At 68.2% G+C, this 17,613-nt stretch carries 19 protein-coding genes and 1 pseudogene; 7 read left to right on the top strand and 13 right to left on the bottom strand.

The annotated features are described in order from the left end of the window. Nucleotides 1–67 precede the first annotated feature (67 nt). Genes ACH0BU_RS01365 through ACH0BU_RS01375 form a run of 3 tightly spaced genes read left to right on the top strand, consistent with a single transcriptional unit; the run spans nt 68 to nt 1,868 of the window. Nucleotides 68–631 carry a shikimate kinase gene (locus ACH0BU_RS01365; RefSeq protein ID WP_046409211.1) on the top strand — a complete coding sequence of 188 codons (564 nt, stop codon included), beginning with the start codon at nt 68–70 and terminating at the stop codon, nt 629–631. Then, on the top strand, nt 628–1,728 hold the full coding sequence (gene aroB, locus ACH0BU_RS01370) for a 3-dehydroquinate synthase (RefSeq protein WP_500263588.1): 1,101 nt from the start codon (nt 628–630) through the stop codon (nt 1,726–1,728). The genes ACH0BU_RS01365 and aroB overlap by 4 nt, the downstream gene beginning before the upstream one ends. Continuing rightward, the gene (locus ACH0BU_RS01375; protein WP_082102957.1) at nt 1,728–1,868 is read left to right on the top strand and encodes a DUF2256 domain-containing protein; all 141 of its coding nucleotides are present in this window, start codon (nt 1,728–1,730) and stop codon (nt 1,866–1,868) included. Before aroB ends, ACH0BU_RS01375 begins: the two co-directional genes overlap by 1 nt. A gap of 54 nt (nt 1,869–1,922) precedes the next feature. Here ACH0BU_RS01375 and ACH0BU_RS01380 read toward each other — a convergent pair whose 3' ends face one another. The 5 genes from ACH0BU_RS01380 to radA all read right to left on the bottom strand — a co-directional run bounded on the left by ACH0BU_RS01380 (nt 1,923) and on the right by radA (nt 6,464). After that, nucleotides 1,923–2,255, bottom strand: a complete 333-nt coding sequence (locus tag ACH0BU_RS01380) for a DUF423 domain-containing protein (protein WP_136450682.1) — start codon at nt 2,253–2,255, stop codon at nt 1,923–1,925. Beyond that, nucleotides 2,252–4,015, bottom strand: a complete 1,764-nt coding sequence (locus ACH0BU_RS01385) for a cation:proton antiporter domain-containing protein (RefSeq protein WP_125944272.1) — start codon at nt 4,013–4,015, stop codon at nt 2,252–2,254. The genes ACH0BU_RS01380 and ACH0BU_RS01385 overlap by 4 nt, the downstream gene beginning before the upstream one ends. Beyond that, nucleotides 4,015–4,452, bottom strand: a complete 438-nt coding sequence (locus ACH0BU_RS01390; protein ID WP_500263589.1) for an iron-sulfur cluster assembly scaffold protein — start codon at nt 4,450–4,452, stop codon at nt 4,015–4,017. Before ACH0BU_RS01390 ends, ACH0BU_RS01385 begins: the two co-directional genes overlap by 1 nt. Then, complete coding sequence (locus ACH0BU_RS01395; RefSeq protein ID WP_046409206.1) at nt 4,449–5,024, bottom strand: CvpA family protein; 576 nt, start codon at nt 5,022–5,024, stop codon at nt 4,449–4,451. The genes ACH0BU_RS01390 and ACH0BU_RS01395 overlap by 4 nt, the downstream gene beginning before the upstream one ends. A gap of 66 nt (nt 5,025–5,090) precedes the next feature. Beyond that, nucleotides 5,091–6,464: a DNA repair protein RadA gene (gene radA / locus ACH0BU_RS01400; RefSeq protein WP_136450684.1), complete on the bottom strand. Its 1,374-nt coding sequence runs from the start codon at nt 6,462–6,464 to the stop codon at nt 5,091–5,093. A 93-nt stretch (nt 6,465–6,557) separates the two neighbouring features. On the opposite strand from radA, the gene ACH0BU_RS01405 reads away from it, so the two are divergent. The 3 genes from ACH0BU_RS01405 to aat all read left to right on the top strand — a co-directional run bounded on the left by ACH0BU_RS01405 (nt 6,558) and on the right by aat (nt 9,226). After that, complete coding sequence (locus tag ACH0BU_RS01405) at nt 6,558–7,886, top strand: Y-family DNA polymerase (protein WP_500263590.1); 1,329 nt, start codon at nt 6,558–6,560, stop codon at nt 7,884–7,886. A 116-nt stretch (nt 7,887–8,002) separates the two neighbouring features. After that, the gene (locus ACH0BU_RS01410) at nt 8,003–8,386 is read left to right on the top strand and encodes a hypothetical protein (protein ID WP_500263591.1); all 384 of its coding nucleotides are present in this window, start codon (nt 8,003–8,005) and stop codon (nt 8,384–8,386) included. A gap of 66 nt (nt 8,387–8,452) precedes the next feature. Then, on the top strand, nt 8,453–9,226 hold the full coding sequence (gene aat / locus ACH0BU_RS01415; protein WP_500263592.1) for a leucyl/phenylalanyl-tRNA--protein transferase: 774 nt from the start codon (nt 8,453–8,455) through the stop codon (nt 9,224–9,226). Nucleotides 9,227–9,261: 35 nt separating this feature from the next. Here aat and ACH0BU_RS01420 read toward each other — a convergent pair. The 6 genes and pseudogenes from ACH0BU_RS01420 to ACH0BU_RS01445 all read right to left on the bottom strand — a co-directional run. Continuing rightward, nucleotides 9,262–9,495, bottom strand: a pseudogene (locus ACH0BU_RS01420) (DUF2155 domain-containing protein); the annotation flags it as partial. Nucleotides 9,496–9,698: 203 nt separating this feature from the next. Continuing rightward, nucleotides 9,699–10,091, bottom strand: a complete 393-nt coding sequence (locus tag ACH0BU_RS01425) for an NADH:ubiquinone oxidoreductase subunit NDUFA12 (protein WP_046409201.1) — start codon at nt 10,089–10,091, stop codon at nt 9,699–9,701. A gap of 102 nt (nt 10,092–10,193) precedes the next feature. Beyond that, nucleotides 10,194–10,580, bottom strand: coding sequence for a putative quinol monooxygenase (locus ACH0BU_RS01430; RefSeq protein ID WP_500263593.1), 387 nt, complete (start codon nt 10,578–10,580; stop codon nt 10,194–10,196). A 45-nt stretch (nt 10,581–10,625) separates the two neighbouring features. Beyond that, the gene (locus ACH0BU_RS01435; RefSeq protein WP_500263594.1) at nt 10,626–11,573 is read right to left on the bottom strand and encodes a GNAT family N-acetyltransferase; all 948 of its coding nucleotides are present in this window, start codon (nt 11,571–11,573) and stop codon (nt 10,626–10,628) included. Next, entirely contained in the window at nt 11,570–12,520 is a 951-nt protein-coding gene (locus ACH0BU_RS01440; RefSeq protein ID WP_500263595.1) for a polysaccharide deacetylase family protein, read from the bottom strand. The genes ACH0BU_RS01435 and ACH0BU_RS01440 overlap by 4 nt, the downstream gene beginning before the upstream one ends. 145 nt (nt 12,521–12,665) lie before the next feature. Further along, nucleotides 12,666–13,121 carry an EF-hand domain-containing protein gene (locus ACH0BU_RS01445; protein WP_046409314.1) on the bottom strand — a complete coding sequence of 152 codons (456 nt, stop codon included), beginning with the start codon at nt 13,119–13,121 and terminating at the stop codon, nt 12,666–12,668. Between the two features lie 217 nt (nt 13,122–13,338). Between ACH0BU_RS01445 and purB the strand changes: the two genes are divergently transcribed. Beyond that, nucleotides 13,339–14,652, top strand: a complete 1,314-nt coding sequence (purB, locus tag ACH0BU_RS01450; RefSeq protein ID WP_301090813.1) for an adenylosuccinate lyase — start codon at nt 13,339–13,341, stop codon at nt 14,650–14,652. Nucleotides 14,653–14,701: 49 nt separating this feature from the next. Here purB and ACH0BU_RS01455 read toward each other — a convergent pair whose 3' ends face one another. Together ACH0BU_RS01455 and ACH0BU_RS01460 are read right to left on the bottom strand one after the other, a co-directional pair. Beyond that, a complete protein-coding gene (locus ACH0BU_RS01455; RefSeq protein ID WP_500263596.1) occupies nt 14,702–15,667 on the bottom strand; it encodes an agmatine deiminase family protein in 966 nt (321 codons plus the stop codon). After that, a complete protein-coding gene (locus ACH0BU_RS01460) occupies nt 15,664–17,307 on the bottom strand; it encodes a M28 family metallopeptidase (RefSeq protein WP_500263597.1) in 1,644 nt (547 codons plus the stop codon). The genes ACH0BU_RS01455 and ACH0BU_RS01460 overlap by 4 nt, the downstream gene beginning before the upstream one ends. Nucleotides 17,308–17,613 lie beyond the last annotated feature (306 nt).

A 17,613-nucleotide genomic window follows, 5' to 3' on the forward strand; every position in this document is an offset into this window, starting at 1 on the left:
GCGTCGAGCCTAACCTTCCGCGAGCCTTGTGCCCGGGGCGCCGACGCGCTGTATAGCCCGCAGACCCATGTTGCAAAGCCCCGCCCCATCCAACCGCGACCGCAAGAGCCGCTGGCAGCGTGAACCGATCGTGCTGGTCGGCCTGATGGGCGTGGGCAAATCCACCGTGGGCAAGCGACTGGCGCAACGGCTTGGCCTGCCCTTCGTCGACGCCGACAATGCGATCGAGGAAGCCGCGGGCATGTCGATCGCGGAAATATTCGCGCAATTCGGCGAACCTTATTTTCGCGATGGCGAGCGACGGGTGATCCAGCGGCTGATCGACGGGCGACCAAAGGTGATCGCGACCGGCGGCGGCGCGTTCATCAATGATGCGACACGCCAGCTGATCCTGTCCGATGCGCTGTCCGTCTGGCTGGACGCGGACATCGACGTGCTGGTCGACCGGGTGCGCCGGCGCGATACGCGGCCGCTGCTGCGCGGCAAGGACCCGGCGAAGGTGCTGCGCGAGCTCGCCGAGGTGCGCAATCCGCTCTACGCGCAGGCAGACATCCATGTGACAAGCAACAATGCGCCGCACGAAGCGACCGTGCGCGCGATCCTGAAAGCGATTGGGTACGGGAACGCATGACGATTGTGCAGGTGGCGCTGGGCACGCGCAGCTATGACGTGGTGATTGAGGCGGGGCTGCTGACTCGCGCCGGCGAGCGCCTCGCGCCGCTGGTCGGCAAGCGCCGGGTGCCGATCGTCGCGGACGCCAATGTCGGGCCGCATCTCGCCACGCTGCGATCGTCGCTGACGGCGGCGGGGATCGAGAGCGAGGCGATCATCATCCCGGCCGGTGAGAAATCCAAGAGCTGGGCGACGCTGGAATCGCTGACCGATCAGTTGCTGGCGATGGGCGTCGAGCGCGGCGACCATGTGGTGGCGCTGGGCGGCGGCGTGATCGGTGACCTGGTCGGCTTCGCCACCGCGATCCTGAAGCGCGGGTGCGGCTTCGTGCAGATCCCGACAACCTTGCTGTCGCAGGTCGATTCCTCGGTGGGCGGCAAGACGGGGATCAATACGCGGGCCGGCAAGAACCTGATCGGGGCGTTCCACCAGCCCAAGGTGGTGCTGATCGACCCGTCGGTGCTCGATACGCTGCCGCTGCGCGAGCTGCGCGCCGGCTATGCCGAGGTCGTGAAGTACGGGCTGATTGATGATGCGGAGTTTTTCGCCTGGTGCGAGGCGAATGGCGAGAGGCTGCTCGCGGGTGACCCGGCGGCGAGGGAATATGCCATTGCCCATTCGGTCGCAGCCAAGGCGCGGATCGTGGGTGAGGATGAGCTCGAGACGCTGGGGCGCCGGGCGCTGCTGAACCTGGGGCACACGTTCGGCCATGCGCTGGAGGCGGAGGCGGGGTTTTCCGACAAGCTGCTGCATGGCGAGGCGGTGGCGGCTGGGTGTGCGCTGGCGTTTGGCTATTCCGCGGCGCATGGGCTGTGCCCGATCGAGGATGCGGTGCGGGTGGCGGCGCATTGGCAGGCCGCGGGGTTGCCGAGCGGGCTGGCCGCCGCGGGAATCGATGCGCCGGCCGAGCGGCTGGTCGAGCATATGCGCCACGACAAGAAGGCAAGTGGCGGAAATATCCCGTTTCTTCTCGCCCGCGGGATCGGGCAGACGTACCTCGACAAGCAAGTGTCGCTGGATGACGTGCGCGATTTCCTGGCGATCCAGCCGCGCTGATGCCCAACGGCGTTGCCAAGCGCGACCTGCCGACCAAGACCTGCCCGGTGTGCCAGCGGCCGTTCAGCTGGCGCAAGAAATGGGCGCGCGACTGGGACGCGGTGGTCTATTGTTCGGCCGCGTGCCGCCAGAAGACGTGATGCATCCGGCCTGTCTGCGGAGAAGTCCGGCCTCGAACACGCGGCCGCTGGCCATCATCCGCGCAAGCCCGCCCAGGCGAGCCAGAGCCAGCCGGCGATCAGCAACGTACCGCCGATCGGCGTGATCGCGCCGAGCCAGCGCGGCGCGCCCATCGCCATCAGATAGAGCGTGCCGGCGAAGATCGCGGCGCCGACGACGAACAGCCAGCCGGGCCCACGCAGGTCGAGGCGGAGGGCGACCAAAGCGGCCACGGCGTGGATCAACTGATACTGGCCGCCGGTGCGCAGCCATTCGGCCGCCTGCCCGCTGGCGCCATGCGCGCCGAATGCGCCCGCGCCGACCGCCAGCGCGCCCGACAGACCCGCCAGAACCATCAACCAATTCATGTGTCGTTCCCCCTGCCCCATGGCTGCTCCGCGGCGACGATCGCGCGGGCGGCATAGATATCGCCGGCCTCCAGCTGGATGCGCAGCCGTTCGCGGTCGCTGGCGCGGTACATCGCCTCCGACCGGTCGATCTCGCCGCGGTCGATGCCAAGATCCGCCATCGCGCCGCGCGCCATCTTCACCGCCGATTCGAGCACTTCACGGACCACCAGCTTGGCCGGGCTGCCCTTGAGCTTGATCAGCATGCGGCGGTCATAGGCGCGCACATAGATCGCCGCATGGGGAAATGCCTCATGCACCGATTCGACCACTTCGGCGGTGACCTGTTCGTCGTCGATGCAGAACAGGATCAGCTCCGCCTCCGCCGCGCCGGCCTGGCGCAGCAGATCGAGCCGGGTGCCGTCGCCGTAATAGACCTTGGCGCCGAATTCCCCGGCGATGTCGATCATCTCGATATCGGTGTCGATGAGCGTGACCGGGATGTCCTGCGTCAGCAGCATCTGTCCGACCGTCTGGCCGAAGCGGCCATAGCCCACGATGATCGCATTGGCGCCCTCCGCCTTTGGCCCCTCGCGTTCCTCGGCGATGATCGGCGCCTCGCGCAGCCGCCTGGTGGCGCTCATCAGGAACGGCGTGGTCGCCATCGACAAGGTGACGATGGCGCCGAACAGCGACGCGGCCTCCGGCGCGATCAGATACGCCTTGGTGGCCTGCGCAAACAGGACGAAGCCAAATTCGCCGCCCTGGCTGAGCAATACGCCAAGGCCGAGCGCCGAGCGCCAGTTCATCTTGAACAGGAGGCCGAGGCCGAAGATGACCAGCGTCTTGGTGGCGATCAGCGCCAGCGCCATCGACACGACGAAGAGCGGCCGCTCCGCAATCGCCGTCAGGTTCAGCATCATGCCGATGGTGAGGAAGAACAGGCCGAGCAGGATCGAGCGGAAGGGATCGACGTCGGCCTCCAGCTCATGCCGGTACGGGCTGTCGGCGAGCATCACGCCGGCAACAAAGGCGCCGAGCGCGGTGGAAAGGCCGAGCGATTCCATCAAGGCGGCGCTGGCGATGACGGTGAACAGCGCGGCGAAGACGAACATCTCGCGTTCGCCCATGTTGCCGATCAGGCGGAACAAGGGTGACAGGATGAAGCGTCCCGCGGCGATCAGACCGACGACGGCGGCGATCGTGTAGAGGATCAGCAGCCAGCCCGGCGGGCCGCCGGCATCGGCCGGATTGCGGCTCAGCGCGGCGATGATGGTGATCAGCGGGATGATCGAGAGATCCTGGAACAGCAGGACCGAAAAGGCGCGCTCGCCAAAGGGGGTGCGCAGCCGACCGGAGGATTGCAGCAGCGGCAGCACCTGCGCGGTCGAGGACAGCGCCAGCGGCAGGCCGAGCGCGAGCGCGGCGGGAATGGAGAAATGCGCAAACACCGCGATGATGGCGGTGATCGCAATTCCGCAGGCGACGACCTGAAGCAGGCCGAGGCCGAAGATATCCTGCTTGAGTTGCCACAGGCGCGACGGTTTGAGTTCCAGCCCGACGACGAACAGCAGCAAGGTGATGCCGAGTTCGGCGACACCCAATTTGGCGTCGGCATCACCGACCAGCCCCAGCACATGGGGGCCGACGACGGCCCCGGCGACGAGATAGCCGAGCGTGGCGCCCAGCCCCAGCCGGCGGAAGAGAAGAACGAACCCGAGCCCGGCACCGAGCAGGATCACCCCATCGCGAAGCAGTGATCCAGTGGCACCGTGTTCCATCAGTTCCTCGCGGCTGCGTGCGTCGCCTGCTCCGCCGCCTCCGCCGCGGCCTCGAAGGCGAGACGGATCGAGGCGTGACGGGCATGATAGTCGAGCGCGGGTGTCAGCACGTCGAGCCCGGGCCAATCCGGGATGTTCCCGGTCCGCGCGAGCCAGCCGGTCACGGCGTCGCGCGCCGCGGCCAGTTCCTCCGGCGAGCGGCCGATGATCTGCGCGGCGAGGAGCGAGGAGGATGCCTGGCCCAGCGCACAGGCGCGCACCAGCATCCCGGCCTCGCTCACGCGTCCGTCGGGGCCGAGATTGACGTCCACCGTCACCCGGCTGCCGCAGATCGGCGAACGTTTCTCGCTGCTGCCCATCGGGTCGGGCAAGCGTTCGTCGATCGGATTGTCGGTGGCGAGGCGAAGGATCGCATCATTGTAGAGCGTGTCGCTCATGCCGGCGTCCTGCTGCTGGAGGGGGTGGGCGTGGCACCGCCAAAGGGGCCGTCGGGGCCGAACACAGGCTCACCCCGGCGGCGGCGATCGACGAAATCGGCGATCGCGCTGCTGGTCGCGTTGAGCAACGGATAGGTGCGCGCGTCCTTCATCCACGCCGGGCGGCTGCGCGGGCCGCCGCCGATCGTGTCGAGCACCAGCAATGCCAGCAGGAAGGCGAGGCTGGCGAGGATCAGCCCCTTCAACGCGCCGAAGCCGAAGCCGATCGCGCGATCGACCGGGCCGACCACCGACTTGCGCACCCGGTCCCCCAGCGCGCGCGCGACGATACGGCCGAGGAAATAGGTGATGCCACCGACCAGAACGAAGGCCAGGGCCGCGCCGCCCGACGGGGTGCCGATCGGCCCCGCCAGCGCCTGCGACACAGGCAGGTGGAAGATCTTGATCGCGAAGACCACGGCGACCCAGGCGAACAGCGCCAGCACCTCCGTCACGAACCCGCGCTTCAGCCCCAGGAGTGCGCTGCCGCCAACGGCGGTGAGCACCGCAATATCGAGTCCGTTCAGGTTCATTGCCGCTTATCTAGGGTCCGCCGGTTGCAACGTCACCCAGCCATGCGGCGGGGCGTTGGCGGGCCCTTAGCCGCGGCCGAGAAGATGATCCACCAGCCGCGCCAGCGTGGGGAAGCCGGAGAGGCGCATCGGCGCCTGTTCCCTCGCCAAAGCGGCGGGGACGAGCGCCTGGCCGAAACCGAGCTTCGCCCCCTCTTTCAGGCGCAGCGCGGCGTGCGCGACGCTGCGCACCTCACCCGAAAGCGCGACCTCACCAAAGGCGATCGCGTCGGTCGGCACCGGCCGTTCGGACAGCGCGGAGACGAGCGCCGCAGCGACCGCCATGTCGGCGGCGGGATCCTGCACGCGGTAGCCGCCGGCGACGTTGAGATAGACCTCCGCCGAGGAGAAGCTGAGCCCGCAGCGCGCCTCCAGCACGGCGAGGATCATCGCCAGCCGGCCGCTGTCCCAGCCGACCACCGCCCGGCGCGGCGTGGCGCCGCTGGCGAGGCGGACGACCAGCGCCTGGATCTCGACCAGCACGGGGCGAGTCCCCTCCAGCGCGGGAAAAACGACGGTGCCGGTCACGCCTTCGTCACGCTGCGTCAGGAACAGCGAGGACGGGTTCGACACCTCGGTCAGCCCTTGCGCCTCCATCGCGAAGACGCCGATTTCGTCGGTGCCGCCGAAGCGGTTCTTGATCGCGCGCAGGATGCGGTATTGATGGCTGCGCTCGCCCTCGAAGCTGAGCACGGTGTCGACCATATGTTCGAGCACGCGCGGGCCGGCGATGGTGCCGTCCTTCGTCACATGGCCGACCAGCACCAGCGCGGTGCCGCGTTCCTTGGCGAAGCGGATCAGCTCCTGCGCGGAGGCGCGCACCTGGCTGACGGTGCCGGGCGCGCCCTCGATCAGATCGGAATGCATCGTCTGGATCGAATCGATCACCAGCAATTCGGGCGGGCGGCCGCTGCCCAGCGTGGTCAGGATGTCGCGCACCGAGGTGGCCGAGGCGAGCCGCACCGGCGCCTCCCCCAGCCCCAGGCGGCGGGCGCGCAGCCGGACCTGATCGGCCGCCTCCTCCCCCGAGACATAAGCGACGTCGGCGCCGGCGAGCGCCATCAACGCCGCCGCCTGCAGCAGCAGCGTCGACTTGCCGATGCCGGGATCGCCGCCGATCAGCGTCGCGCTGCCCTCCACGAAACCGCCGCCGAGCGCGCGATCAAGCTCCGCGATGCCGCTGGCGCGGCGGGCCGGCAACGGGATCTCGGCATCGAGCGCGACCATCGTCACGGTGCGGCCGCCGCCCTGCAGATTGTGCTTGGCATGGAAGGGCGTGACGATCGCGGGCGTTTCCTCGACCAGGGTGTTCCATTCGGAACAGTCGACGCATTGCCCCTGCCAGCGCGACGAGACCGACCCGCAGGACTGGCAGACGAAGCGCTTCTGGATCTTAGCCATGGGGGTTCCCGGATCGCGACAGGAGTATCGCCGCCTGTCCTATCGTGAGAACAACTGGAGAACAATCCCGCGCTTCGCTATCCTGCCGCAGCCATGATGCCGGCCGAGTCGCCCTCCCCTTCGATCGCGCCGCGGCACGACCTGCCGCCGCGGCCGCTGCGCTGGCTGTTCCTCGACCTCAATTCCTATTTCGCCAGCGTCGAGCAGCAATTGCAGCCGTCGCTGCGCGGGCGGCCGGTGATCGTCGCGCCGGTGGGGAGCGACACGACGGTCGCGATCGCCGCGTCGGTGGAGGCGAAACGCCATGGCATCACCACGGGGACGCCGGTGTGGGAGGCGAAGCAGCGCTGCCCCGATCTTGTCGTCACCCCGGCGCGGCACCGGCGCTATGTCGAGTTTCACGATGCGATCGTGGCGGAGATCTGGCGCCACATTCCGGTGACGCGGGTGTGCTCGATCGACGAGGTGGCATGCCGGCTGCTCGACAATGAGAATGATCGCGACGCGGCGATCGCACTGGCGCGGCGGATCAAGGCGGGGATCCGCCGGCGGGTGGGCGATTGCCTGACGTCGTCGGTGGGAATCGCGCCCAACCGGCTGCTCGCGAAGCTCGCCTCCGACCTGCAGAAGCCCGACGGGCTGGTGGTGTTCGAGGACAAGGACCTGCCGCACGCGCTGTTCCGGCTGAAGCTGACCGATATTGCGGGAATCGGCGCGAAGATGGAGCGGCGGCTGGCGCGTGACGGGGTGAACGACATTGCGCAATTGTGCGCGCGGCGGCCACGTGACGCCGGCCACGCCTGGGGCGGCACCGATGGCGACCGGTTGTGGTACCTGCTGCACGGAGTCGACCTGCCCGAGAAGCCGACGCAGAGCCGGACGATCGGGCACAGCCACGTCCTGTCGCCGGGCAAGCGCGGCTATGAGCCGGCGCGGCTGACCGCGCGGCGGCTGGCGCTGAAGGCGGCGAGCCGGCTCAGGCGCAAGGGCTATCGCGCGCGGCTGCTGGTGCTGCATGTCCGGTTCGAGGACGACAAGAGCGCGTGGCGCACGTCGATCCGGCTGCCCGAGACGCAGGACAGTTTCGTCGTGCTCGACCGGCTGGATGCGCTGTTCCCGCGCTTGCGAGAGGCGGGGCGCGGGCGGCCGGGCGGGTTCCGGCTGCGCATGATCGGCGTGACGCTGGCCGAGATCGTGCCGGTGGCGGGCGAGCAGGCGAGCCTGTTCGCGCATCTCGACCCCGCCGACCCGCTGGCGCGCGAGACTCGCGGACTTGCGCTGAGCCGCGCGATGGACCGGATCAACCAGCGGTTCGGCCGTCATGCGGTATCGCTCGGCCCGCTGGGCGGCGGGCGGGCGGACCGAGTGGGGAGCAAGATCGCCTTTGGCCGAATCCCGGAACTGGACGAATTCCATGAGTGAAGCGGGCAAAAAGGCGATGATCCTTCCGTTTCGGCCGCTTTTATCGAAATAAAGTATCGCGGCTCACCGCCTTTGCCTTGACGCTCTGTGCTGCATGCGCGAAGTCGCGGGCCGCTATGAAGAGCCCCTTCCTTTTCGCCACCGCGGCGCTCCTCGCGCTCGCTGCCTGCAATTCCGAACCCACCGTGCCGGAAGTGCTCGACTCGAACCCCGATCCGATGGCGGGCGAACTCGCCAACGCCGGCGCGATCGAGCTTCCGCCGTCGATCAAGGCGGAAAAGTCGATGCGCTGCGGCGACAACAGCCTTGTGTACGTGACCTTCTTCGAAGGCGACAAGCAGGTCGTCGTGAAGACCGCCAAGGATGGCCCGTCGACCACGCTGACCGCCCCGAACGCGGGTGAGCCGCTGACCGCCGAGGGCGGCTGGAAGCTGACCGGCGATACCAAGAGCGTGACGATCGAGCAGCCGGACCAGAAGGCCCTCACCTGCCGCGGCTAACCCATCGATGATCCGTCGCCGCCCCTTTGCAGGAGCGGCGACGGCTTTCTATCTTGCGCGTCGACCATGACGCGCCATCGCCCCTTCGAAATCCTCGACCCCGCGACGGTGCTTGGCGCCTATGCGGTCGGCGTGTTCCCGATGGCGGACGCGCGCGACGCCCCCGGCGTCTATTGGGTCGAGCCGCGCCACCGCGCGATCCTGCCGCTGGACCAGTTCCACCTGTCGCGATCGCTGCGCCGCACGCTGCGCTCCGAACGCTTCCGCCTGACCAGCGACACCGCCTTTGCGCAGATCATCGGGCTGTGCGCCGAGTCGGCGAGCGACCGGCCGGAGACGTGGATCAACCCGTCGATCGAGCGGGTCTTTCTGCAATTGCACGAGGCGGGCTTCGCGCATTCGATCGAATGCTGGGAAGGTGACGAGCTGGTCGGTGGACTCTACGGCCTGGCGCTGGGCCGCGCGTTCTTTGGCGAGAGCATGGTGAGCCGCGCGACCGATGCGTCCAAGGCCGCGCTCGCCGCGCTGGTCGCGCGGCTGCGCTACGGCGGGTTCACGCTGCTCGATTGCCAGTTCATGACCGATCACCTCGCATCGCTGGGCGCGATCGAGATCGACCGGGACGATTACATCGCGTTGCTGGGCGAGGCGCTGGCCGACGTGCTGGGCGCGGCGGGTGCGGATGGCGCCGCCGCGGCGGGCGTCGCGGGTGCGGGAGCCGACCCGCTGTCCGTCGCAGCGCCAGCGGATTTCCGCGCGGTCGACGGCGCGGCGATCACATCGGTATCCGGCCCCTTGTCGGGGAAGGACATCGTGCAGCTCTTGGGCCAGACGTCGTAGATCGGGTGCTGGACGACGTTCAGCGCCGGGCGTTCCTTGTACAGCCAGCCCGAAAAGGCACGGCGCCATTTGTCGTCGCTGCCGCGCACATCGAGCTGCACGAAGGCGCCGGTGAGCTGTTCCTGCTCCCACGGGGCGGTCCGCTCACAGGCGCGCAGGCGGATGATCGTGTCGCCGACGCGCACCGCCTGGCCCGGCTTGATCGGCACGTCGCGGCTGACGCCATTGCGCTTGTTGAGGAGGCCGATCACCGCGCTGCGCTGCGCCATCGGGGTGCTGCCGGCATCGACCGGGGCGGCATCCCCCTCCACCGTCACGACATCGGACGGGACATTCTCGGCCGCCTCGGGAAGCTGCTGGCTCGCGGCCGGCGCGCGGCGCGAGGCGGCGTCATCGCCGTCGCTGGCGACATACCAGACGCCGACGCCGAGCAGGGCGGCGCCGCCGATCGCGGCCGCCGCGACCGCAGGCTTCACGCGTCGGGGCTCCACGCCTCATAATCGCCGGTGGCGGCCTGGCGGCGACCACCCTTCTCGAGCGCGCCCGACGGACGATAAGCCTCCGGCGTGCCGGTCATGTTCGGCTTCGCCGGCTTCTGCCAGGGGCGGGGCGGCGGCAGCGCCTGGGTGGGCGCATCGTCCACATGCTTGTGCAGCCAGCTGAACCATTCGGGCGGCACGCGGCTGGCATCGTTTGAGCCGTTGTAGATCACCCAGCGCCGCGGGTTGCCGGCCGTGTCCTTGCCGCCCTGGTAATAGACGTTGCCAAGCGAGTCCTCGCCGACGCGCGTCATGCCGCGCAGGCCGAACCAGGTGCCGATGGTGGCGCCATTCCACCAGGTGAAGGGATTGAGGTTGATGCCCATGTCGTCCCAGCGCTTAGCGGCTGGCGCGCGGGGCATCAATGGCGAGGCGCCGCAAAGGCGATGCGCCCGCCCGCAAAAATCGCGTCACGCCGCCAGAGAGGATCAGCCCGCCGTAAGCCCGGTGCCGCCGAGCGGCCGTGTCTCGGCAATCCGCTCCATCCCCGCGATCAGCGGGCGGCCGCGGGTGATGGCGTCGCGGACCGAGGGCATCTGCAGCGAGGCGACATGCGATACCTGATCGGTCCACACCTCGGTAATCCAGATGGTGTCGGCTTCGCCGGGATCATCGGCGACGACATAGCTGAGGCAGCCGGGCATGCCGGCGACGCCATCGAGCAGGATTGCAGTCAACTCCGCGCGCTTGCCGGGTTGCGCGGTCATCTTTCCAATCAGCCCGTACATCCCCGTCCCCTTTGCCATTGCCCCAAAGGGTCCGACCACCGCCGCTGCAGCCGTGCCGGCCAGAAAGGTGCGTCGTTCCCATGTCATCGCACCGCCATAGCATGTCCCCGCGCCGGCCGCGCGCCCCGTCGCTCAGCCTGCGCGACGAATCCGGCGCGCCACTCCGCGCAGCAGCGGGGTGCCCGACAGGCGCTTGGCCACGCGCATCGCCGAATCGAAGCCGCCGACCAGCGCGACCGCGCCGCGATTGGCGAGCGAGGGGCGCAGCAGCAGCAGATCGCGGCATGCCACCCCGCCGGTCGCCATGCCGCGCTTGTGCTGCCCCTCCCCCTCCGTGAAATCGAAGCGGGCGAAGCGATCGGCAAAGAGGTCACCCAGCGCCGCTTCCATCAGGACGCTGCCCGGCGACAATGCGGCAAAGGCGGAATCGTGGCCGACATAATCGTAGCGCAGCGTCCCACCGTCGGCGCCGCACCACAGATAGGCGGCGGGCGTATCGCCGACATAAAGGAGCCAGGCGCGCACCCGGTCCTCACCCGCCTGCGCCAGCATTGCGCGCACCCAGGCGGGGTCGTCGGGGATACCGGCCCCCATCAGCCGTTCCTGATAGGTCCTTTCCGCCAGCCGCCGCGCGACCGGGTGGAAGGCGGCGAGATCGGCAGCGCTGCGGAAGCGGCGGATATCGAGCGCGCCGCCCGATTCAGCGGCAAGCTTCTTCGCCTTGCGCTTCATGGTGGAACGCGCCTGCCGTGACAGGCCATCGCGCCAGGCCGCCTCCCCCGCGGCGAGATCGACATAATAACGCGTGTAACGCTGTCGTTCGAAGATCACCCACCGCTCGGACGAGACGCCGGGCCAGTCGGGGGCCAGCGCCTGTGGCAGCGAGGTGACGAGATAGCCGTGCGCCGCGGGATCGAGCGGGGGCAGCGGCGGCAACGCCCCGCCCAGTTTCCGATCGAGCGCCTGATTGAGCGCCTGATCGAGCGCCTGATCGAGCGATAGCGCGACGCGGGTCAGCCGCCGCGGGATGGTGGCGAGGGTGCGGGCGCCGATCTGCAGGCGCAGGGCGGCCGTCGTCACGCGCGCCGCTCGGCCACCAGATTGGACCACAGCTGCTCCGCCTGGCGCCGCCCGCGCCGCCAGCGGCTGGCGGGGAGCGGGCGATCGTCGCGGCCGATCCGGAGCCGCGGGCGATCGGCGAAATGCGTCGTCGGCGCCTTGCCGCGACGGGCGGCGAGCATCCGGCACAAGGCCTCGAACCGCTGGACATGGACGCGGTTCGCCGCGAGGCCGGCGCGATTGGCAAGTTCGAAACTGTGGCCGACGATCGTCAGCGCGGCATGATCGGCGAGGATGGCGTGATCGAGCGCCGCGCTCATCTCAGCGGCGGACAGGGCGCAGATCTGCACGTTGCGCCACACGCCGGGGCGGTCCTCGATCACGGTCACCGGCACCTCGACCACGCCGGCATGCTCGACGGGCGCGATCTGCGACGGCGCGAGATCGATCGCACTGGGCCAGGGGTGGTGCGCGCCATTGTGGCTGCTGTCATAGGCGATGCCGATCGCGGCGAGCGCCGCGAGCGTCGCATCATTGGCCGAATAGCTGCCGCTGCGAAAGGCAACCGGCGCGGGTGCCCCCGCCTCGACCAGCAGGGCGGCGGCCTCTGCCAGCAGGCGCTGCTGCTCCTCACCGGCAAGGTCGATCAGCTCGAACTTTCCGTGCGCGCCGCGATCCGCAAGGCCGGCACCGACCCAATTGGGATGGAGATGGAGCTGAACCTCCTGCCCCGCGTCGCGCACCGCCGCGACGATGCGCCGGAAGGGATCGAGACCATAGACACGCGCCGGCATCGGATCGACGAAGAAGGTCGCCTTCAGCGCATGCCGCTTGAGCATCGCGAGCTGCCAGACGAGGCCGACGCCGCCCGGCTCGATCGATCGCGCCTCCACCGCATCGGGTGCGAGCCCCGCGGCATGGTGACGCCACGCGATCTCGGTATCGATGGTGAGAAAGACCGGGGTCATGCACCGGCTGTACCATCACGCCGTAAAGATTCCGCCAATGTTCACGCCGGAATGGCAAACGGGCGGCCACCGATGATCCGGTGGCCGCCCGCGATGCCGGCGCGGCATGGGGTGAGCCGCGCCCCCTGAAAGCTGGGATCAGGGCTTACTGGCTGCCAGCAGTGGCCGGACTGCCGAGAAAGCCGCTCAGCTCATCCTTGGTGAGCGAGGCCGACTTGTCCTTGTCCGCCTGGGCGAAGGCCGCATCGTTCCACTTCGGATCGGCGGGCTTTGCCGCGGCATTGGGCGCCTTTGCCTTCAGCGCGTCCATCCAGGCGGCGAATTCGGTCTTGTCGAGCGTGCCGTTACGATCCTTGTCGTAGCTGGCGAATTCGGCGTTCACGATGCTCGCGACCTGATCGGCGCCAGTCGCCGCGGCGCTCTCCGTCGCGGCGCCACCCGGTTGCGCGGGCGCGGCGGGCTGCGCCGGGGCAGCACCTTGCGGCGTTGTCGAGGGGGCGGGCGAAGCGCTCGGCGCCATTGGCTGAGTCCCGGCCGCGTCCTGCGCAAGCACCGGGGCAGCAACCATCATCGAACTAGCCAGAATGAAGCTCTTCAGCATCATCTCTCTCCTTTATACTATTCCATGTCGTGTCACGTATTTCACTTTTCAACCTTGCGGTTCGGACAACAACTTGGCGCAATAAACCGATAACTTGGATATACGGTTCCTCGCCGGGCATTTGAAGCGATTGCGCTAGCCTGCTACCGGCACCCAGCCCTGTTTTTGCAACGACTCAACCATGAGGCGTTGCCCCAGCACGACCGAGGAAATTCACATGGTTCCGCGCTACTCCCGGCCCGACATGACGGCGATCTGGACGCCTGAAGCCCGTTTTCGCATCTGGTTCGAGATTGAGGCGCATGCGACCGAGGCCCTCGCCGAACTGGGCGTGGTACCGAAGGAAGCCGCCGATGCGCTGTGGGCGTGGTGGCGGACCAATCCGGAGATCGACGTTGCCGCGATCGACGCGATCGAGGCGGTGACCAAGCATGACGTGATCGCATTCCTGACATGGGTGGCGGAGCAGGTCGGCGATCAGGCCCGCTTCATGCACCAGGGGATGACGAGCTCCGACGTGCTCGACACCTGCCTTGCCGTGCAGCTGGCGCGGGCGAGCGACATTCTGATCGCCGATCTCGACGCGCTGCTGGCGGTGATCCGCCGCCGCGCCGAGGAGCACAAGTTCACGCCGACGATCGGCCGCAGCCACGGCATCCATGCCGAGCCGGTGACGTTCGGCCTGAAGCTGGCGCAGGCCTATGCCGAATTCGATCGCTGCCGCGTGCGGCTGCTCGCCGCCAAGGCGGAAATCGCGACCTGCGCGATTTCGGGCGCGGTCGGCACCTTTGCCAATATCGACCCGCGCGTCGAGGCGCATGTCGCCGCCAAGCTGGGTCTGACGGTGGAGCCGGTGTCGACCCAGGTCATCCCGCGCGATCGCCATGCGATGTTCTTCGCCACCCTGGGCGTGGTCGCGAGCTCGATCGAGCGGCTGGCGACCGAGGTGCGCCACCTGCAGCGTACCGAGGTGCTGGAGGCGGAGGAATATTTCTCGCCGGGGCAGAAGGGCTCCTCGGCGATGCCGCACAAGCGCAACCCGGTGCTGACCGAAAACCTGACCGGCCTTGCCCGCATGGTGCGCGGCTATGTCACCCCCGCGCTGGAGAATGTCGCGCTGTGGCATGAGCGCGACATCAGCCATTCGTCGGTCGAACGCTATATCGGCCCGGATGCGACGATCACGCTCGACTTCGCGCTCGCCCGCCTGACCGGCGTCATCGACAAGCTGCTGGTGTACCCTGAGCGGATGCAGCGCAACATGGACCGGATGGGCGGCCTGATCCATTCGCAGCGCGTGCTGCTGGCGCTGACGCAGGCGGGGGTCAGCCGCGAGGATGCGTACCGGCTGGTGCAGCGCAATGCGATGAAGGTGTGGGAATCGGACGGCGCGCTGTCGCTGAACGAGCTGCTGAAGGCCGATCCCGAAGTAACCGCCGTGCTGTCACCCGAAGCGATCGATGCCGAGTTCGACCTTGGCTATCACCACAAGCACGTCGACACGATCTTCGCCCGCGTGTTCGGCAACTGACCGACCGGCGCCCCTCCCCCGCATCATGCGCGGGAGGGGCGCCGCCGGCTCAGGCCGGGATCTGCTGCGAGATGCAGTGGAAGCTGCCGCCCCCGGTCAGGATCGCATCGGCGCGAAGGCCGACCACCTGGCGATCGGGGAAGATCGCCTGGATCGCCGCCACCGCCGCATCGTCATTGGCGGCGCCATAGAGCGGCACCACGACCGCGGCATTGCCGATGTAGAAGTTCATGTAGCTCGCCGGCACGACCTCATCATCGCGCAGCACGCGGCCCGGTGACGGGATCGGCACGACTTCCACGCCGAATGCTCGGGCGCGATCGGCGGCCTGCTGATAGACCTGCCAGTTGGGATCGTTCTCCGCCGCGACGGGAAGCGCGAGGCGCCCCTCGCCGACGAAGCGCGCGAGATTGTCGACATGGCCGTCGGTATGATCGTTGAGCAGCCCGTCGCCGAGCCACAGCACGCGATCATAACCCAGGTCGTCGCGCAGCCGCTGTTCGACCTGCGTGCGATCCAGCGCAGGGTTGCGGTTGGGGTTCAGCAAACATTGTTCGGTGCTGACGACGAGGCCGGTGCCGTCGCCGTCGATGGCCCCGCCCTCCAGCACCCAATCGTGCCGCGCCGGCGCCTGGCCGCGCTCGGCGGCGAGGCGAAGGCCGATGTCGTCGTCGCCGGGCAGATCGTACTTGCCGCCCCAGCCGTTGAAGAGGAAGCTGTTGGCGGTGCCGTCGGCGCCGATGATCGGGCCGGTGTCACGCAGCCAGATGTCGCCGAACAGCTCGACGATCACCGTCGCGAAAGGCGCCATGGCGCGCGCGGCGTCGGCCGCCTCGTCATTGGCGGCGACGAGCAGCACCTGTTCGCCCTTGCCACCGGCATGGACGGCGGCGGCGAAGGCGACGACTTCGTCGCGGGCCTGATCGAGATCCTCCTGCCACAATTCGGGATGGCTCGGAAAACCGATCCAGACGGCCTTGTGCGTGGCCCATTCGGGACGGGGTGCGCGGGTCATTTCGTCTCCTGCCGCGATGCATCGCGGATCGCCTTGAACTCTGCGGTGGGATACCAGTTCGGCCACATCGTGCCATCGGCGAGCTGCCGGCCGAGTTGATAGTAAATGGTCATGTCCTGAAGCGCGCCGTCCCAGTTCCAGTTGGGATCGTACTCGTCTTTCGGGCCGTGGTAGCGTTTCACATTATAGTCCTTGGCCGCGGCCTTTCCGGCCAGCACGCCGCCGTTCACCAGATCCTCGCCGCTGCCCGCCGACAGCATCGGCACGCCGAGCTTCGCAAAGCTGAAATGGTCCGAGCGGTAATAGCCGCCCGCCTGCGGCGCGGATTCGGGCGAGACGCGGCGGCCCTGCGCGGCGAGCAGCGGCTTCACCATATCCTCCAGCTCCGACTTGCCCGCGCCGGTGATCTCGAAATCCTTCGTGGCGCCGAGCACGTTCAGCACGTCCATGTTGACGCCGCCGACCGTCTTGCCGAGCGGATAGACCGGGTTTTCGGCATAATAGCGCGAGCCGAGCAGCCCGCTTTCCTCCGCCGTCACCGCGACGAAGGCAACCGAGCGGCGGGCGGGGCCGGCCTTGGCGAACGCCTCCGCCATGGCAACGAGGCCGGCGGTCCCGGTCGCATTGTCGGCCGCGCCGTTGCAGATGTCATCGCCATCCACCGCGTCGCAGCGGCCGAGGTGATCCCAATGCGCCGAATAGAGCACGACCTCGTCCGGCGCCTGCGTCCCCGGCAGCACCGCGACGACATTCTTCGACGTGCTGCGCTTGATGTCATTCGAGAAGCTGCCCGAAAGCTTCAGCCCGAGCGGCACGGCGCGGAAGCCCTTCTGCTTGGCGGCGGCGGACAATTGGTCGAAATCCTTGCCGGCGGCGGCGAACAGCTCCTTCGCCTTGGGCAGCTGGATCCAGCCGATCACCTGGCTCTGGTCCATGTGGTTGCCGGCTTCGTCCAGCCCGTATTGCGGGCCGGTCCAGGAGGATTGGACGACCGACCAGCCGTAGGCGGCAGGCGCTGTGTCATGGACGATGATCGCGCCGGCTGCGCCCTGCCGTGCCGCTTCCTCGAACTTGTAGGTCCAGCGCCCGTAATAGGTCATCGCGCGACCTTCGAACGGGCCGGCGGCGGCACCCGCCTCCTTCACTTCCCAGTCGGGATCGTTGACGAGGATGACGACCGTCTTCCCCTTCACGTCGAGCCCGGCATAATCGTTCCAGCCCTTTTCCGGCGCATTGATGCCATAGCCGACGAAGACCAGATCGCTGTCCTTCAGACTGACCTGCGGCACCACCCGATAGGTGCCGACGACCATGTCGGTGCGATAGTTGAAGGTAACGGGCGCCTTGCCGCCGGTGGCGGTGAAGGGGGTGACGTTCTTCGCGGTAAGCTCCACCATCGGCACGTCCTGCGTCCACTCGCCCTTGTTGCCCGGCTTCAGCCCGGCGGCCGAGAAACGCTTGATCAGATAGTCGACGGTCTTTTCCTCACCCGCCGTGGTCGGCGCGCGGCCCTCGAACGCGTCGGAGGACAGGACCTCAGTCACCGTCTTCAGCGTATCGACGGAAATGGCGGGGACGGTCTGCGCCAGCGCGGGCGTGGCGACCGTCAGGGCGAGGAAGGAGACAAGCAACGAACGCATCAAGGCGACCTCATCAGCAACATGCACCCATCCCCCTTACAGCTTCGCCGCAGCCCCGCAACGCAGGCCTGGCGGCCCCACTTCCTGGCTGCTTGCCAGCCGCTTAAGAGCTTCGACCGCCTCGGTGGCGCTAGGTGACCGACGCATCGCGGCTGGGAAATCACGGGCTGGTCTATGGGGGCAGATGCTGAAACGGCCGACGCCTTCCTGCGCACGTCGATGAAGATGACGGGATGAAGATGTGACCCGAACGAAAAAAGGCGGCCCCGAACGGGACCGCCCTTTTTGCGCCACGTGACGCTCCGG

Source organism: Sphingomonas olei, from assembly GCF_045369765.1.
Lineage (GTDB): Bacteria > Pseudomonadota > Alphaproteobacteria > Sphingomonadales > Sphingomonadaceae > Sphingomonas > Sphingomonas panaciterrae.

What these genes read in the sequence shown, in the direction of transcription:
- radA (WP_136450684.1), bottom strand. Translation starts at nt 6,464, where the DNA reads ATGGCTAAGATCCAGAAGCGCTTCGTCTGCCAGTCCTGCGGGTCGGTC.
- ACH0BU_RS01385 (WP_125944272.1), bottom strand. Translation starts at nt 4,015, where the DNA reads ATGGAACACGGTGCCACTGGATCACTGCTTCGCGATGGGGTGATCCTG.
- ACH0BU_RS01365 (WP_046409211.1), top strand. Translation starts at nt 68, where the DNA reads ATGTTGCAAAGCCCCGCCCCATCCAACCGCGACCGCAAGAGCCGCTGG.
- ACH0BU_RS01390 (WP_500263589.1), bottom strand. Translation starts at nt 4,452, where the DNA reads ATGAGCGACACGCTCTACAATGATGCGATCCTTCGCCTCGCCACCGAC.
- ACH0BU_RS01380 (WP_136450682.1), bottom strand. Translation starts at nt 2,255, where the DNA reads ATGAATTGGTTGATGGTTCTGGCGGGTCTGTCGGGCGCGCTGGCGGTC.
- ACH0BU_RS01410 (WP_500263591.1), top strand. Translation starts at nt 8,003, where the DNA reads ATGAAGAGCCCCTTCCTTTTCGCCACCGCGGCGCTCCTCGCGCTCGCT.
- ACH0BU_RS01375 (WP_082102957.1), top strand. Translation starts at nt 1,728, where the DNA reads ATGCCCAACGGCGTTGCCAAGCGCGACCTGCCGACCAAGACCTGCCCG.
- ACH0BU_RS01405 (WP_500263590.1), top strand. Translation starts at nt 6,558, where the DNA reads ATGATGCCGGCCGAGTCGCCCTCCCCTTCGATCGCGCCGCGGCACGAC.
- aroB (WP_500263588.1), top strand. Translation starts at nt 628, where the DNA reads ATGACGATTGTGCAGGTGGCGCTGGGCACGCGCAGCTATGACGTGGTG.
- ACH0BU_RS01430 (WP_500263593.1), bottom strand. Translation starts at nt 10,580, where the DNA reads ATGACATGGGAACGACGCACCTTTCTGGCCGGCACGGCTGCAGCGGCG.
- ACH0BU_RS01395 (WP_046409206.1), bottom strand. Translation starts at nt 5,024, where the DNA reads ATGAACCTGAACGGACTCGATATTGCGGTGCTCACCGCCGTTGGCGGC.
- aat (WP_500263592.1), top strand. Translation starts at nt 8,453, where the DNA reads ATGACGCGCCATCGCCCCTTCGAAATCCTCGACCCCGCGACGGTGCTT.
- ACH0BU_RS01425 (WP_046409201.1), bottom strand. Translation starts at nt 10,091, where the DNA reads ATGGGCATCAACCTCAATCCCTTCACCTGGTGGAATGGCGCCACCATC.
- ACH0BU_RS01445 (WP_046409314.1), bottom strand. Translation starts at nt 13,121, where the DNA reads ATGCTGAAGAGCTTCATTCTGGCTAGTTCGATGATGGTTGCTGCCCCG.
- ACH0BU_RS01460 (WP_500263597.1), bottom strand. Translation starts at nt 17,307, where the DNA reads ATGCGTTCGTTGCTTGTCTCCTTCCTCGCCCTGACGGTCGCCACGCCC.
- ACH0BU_RS01440 (WP_500263595.1), bottom strand. Translation starts at nt 12,520, where the DNA reads ATGACCCCGGTCTTTCTCACCATCGATACCGAGATCGCGTGGCGTCAC.
- purB (WP_301090813.1), top strand. Translation starts at nt 13,339, where the DNA reads ATGGTTCCGCGCTACTCCCGGCCCGACATGACGGCGATCTGGACGCCT.
- ACH0BU_RS01455 (WP_500263596.1), bottom strand. Translation starts at nt 15,667, where the DNA reads ATGACCCGCGCACCCCGTCCCGAATGGGCCACGCACAAGGCCGTCTGG.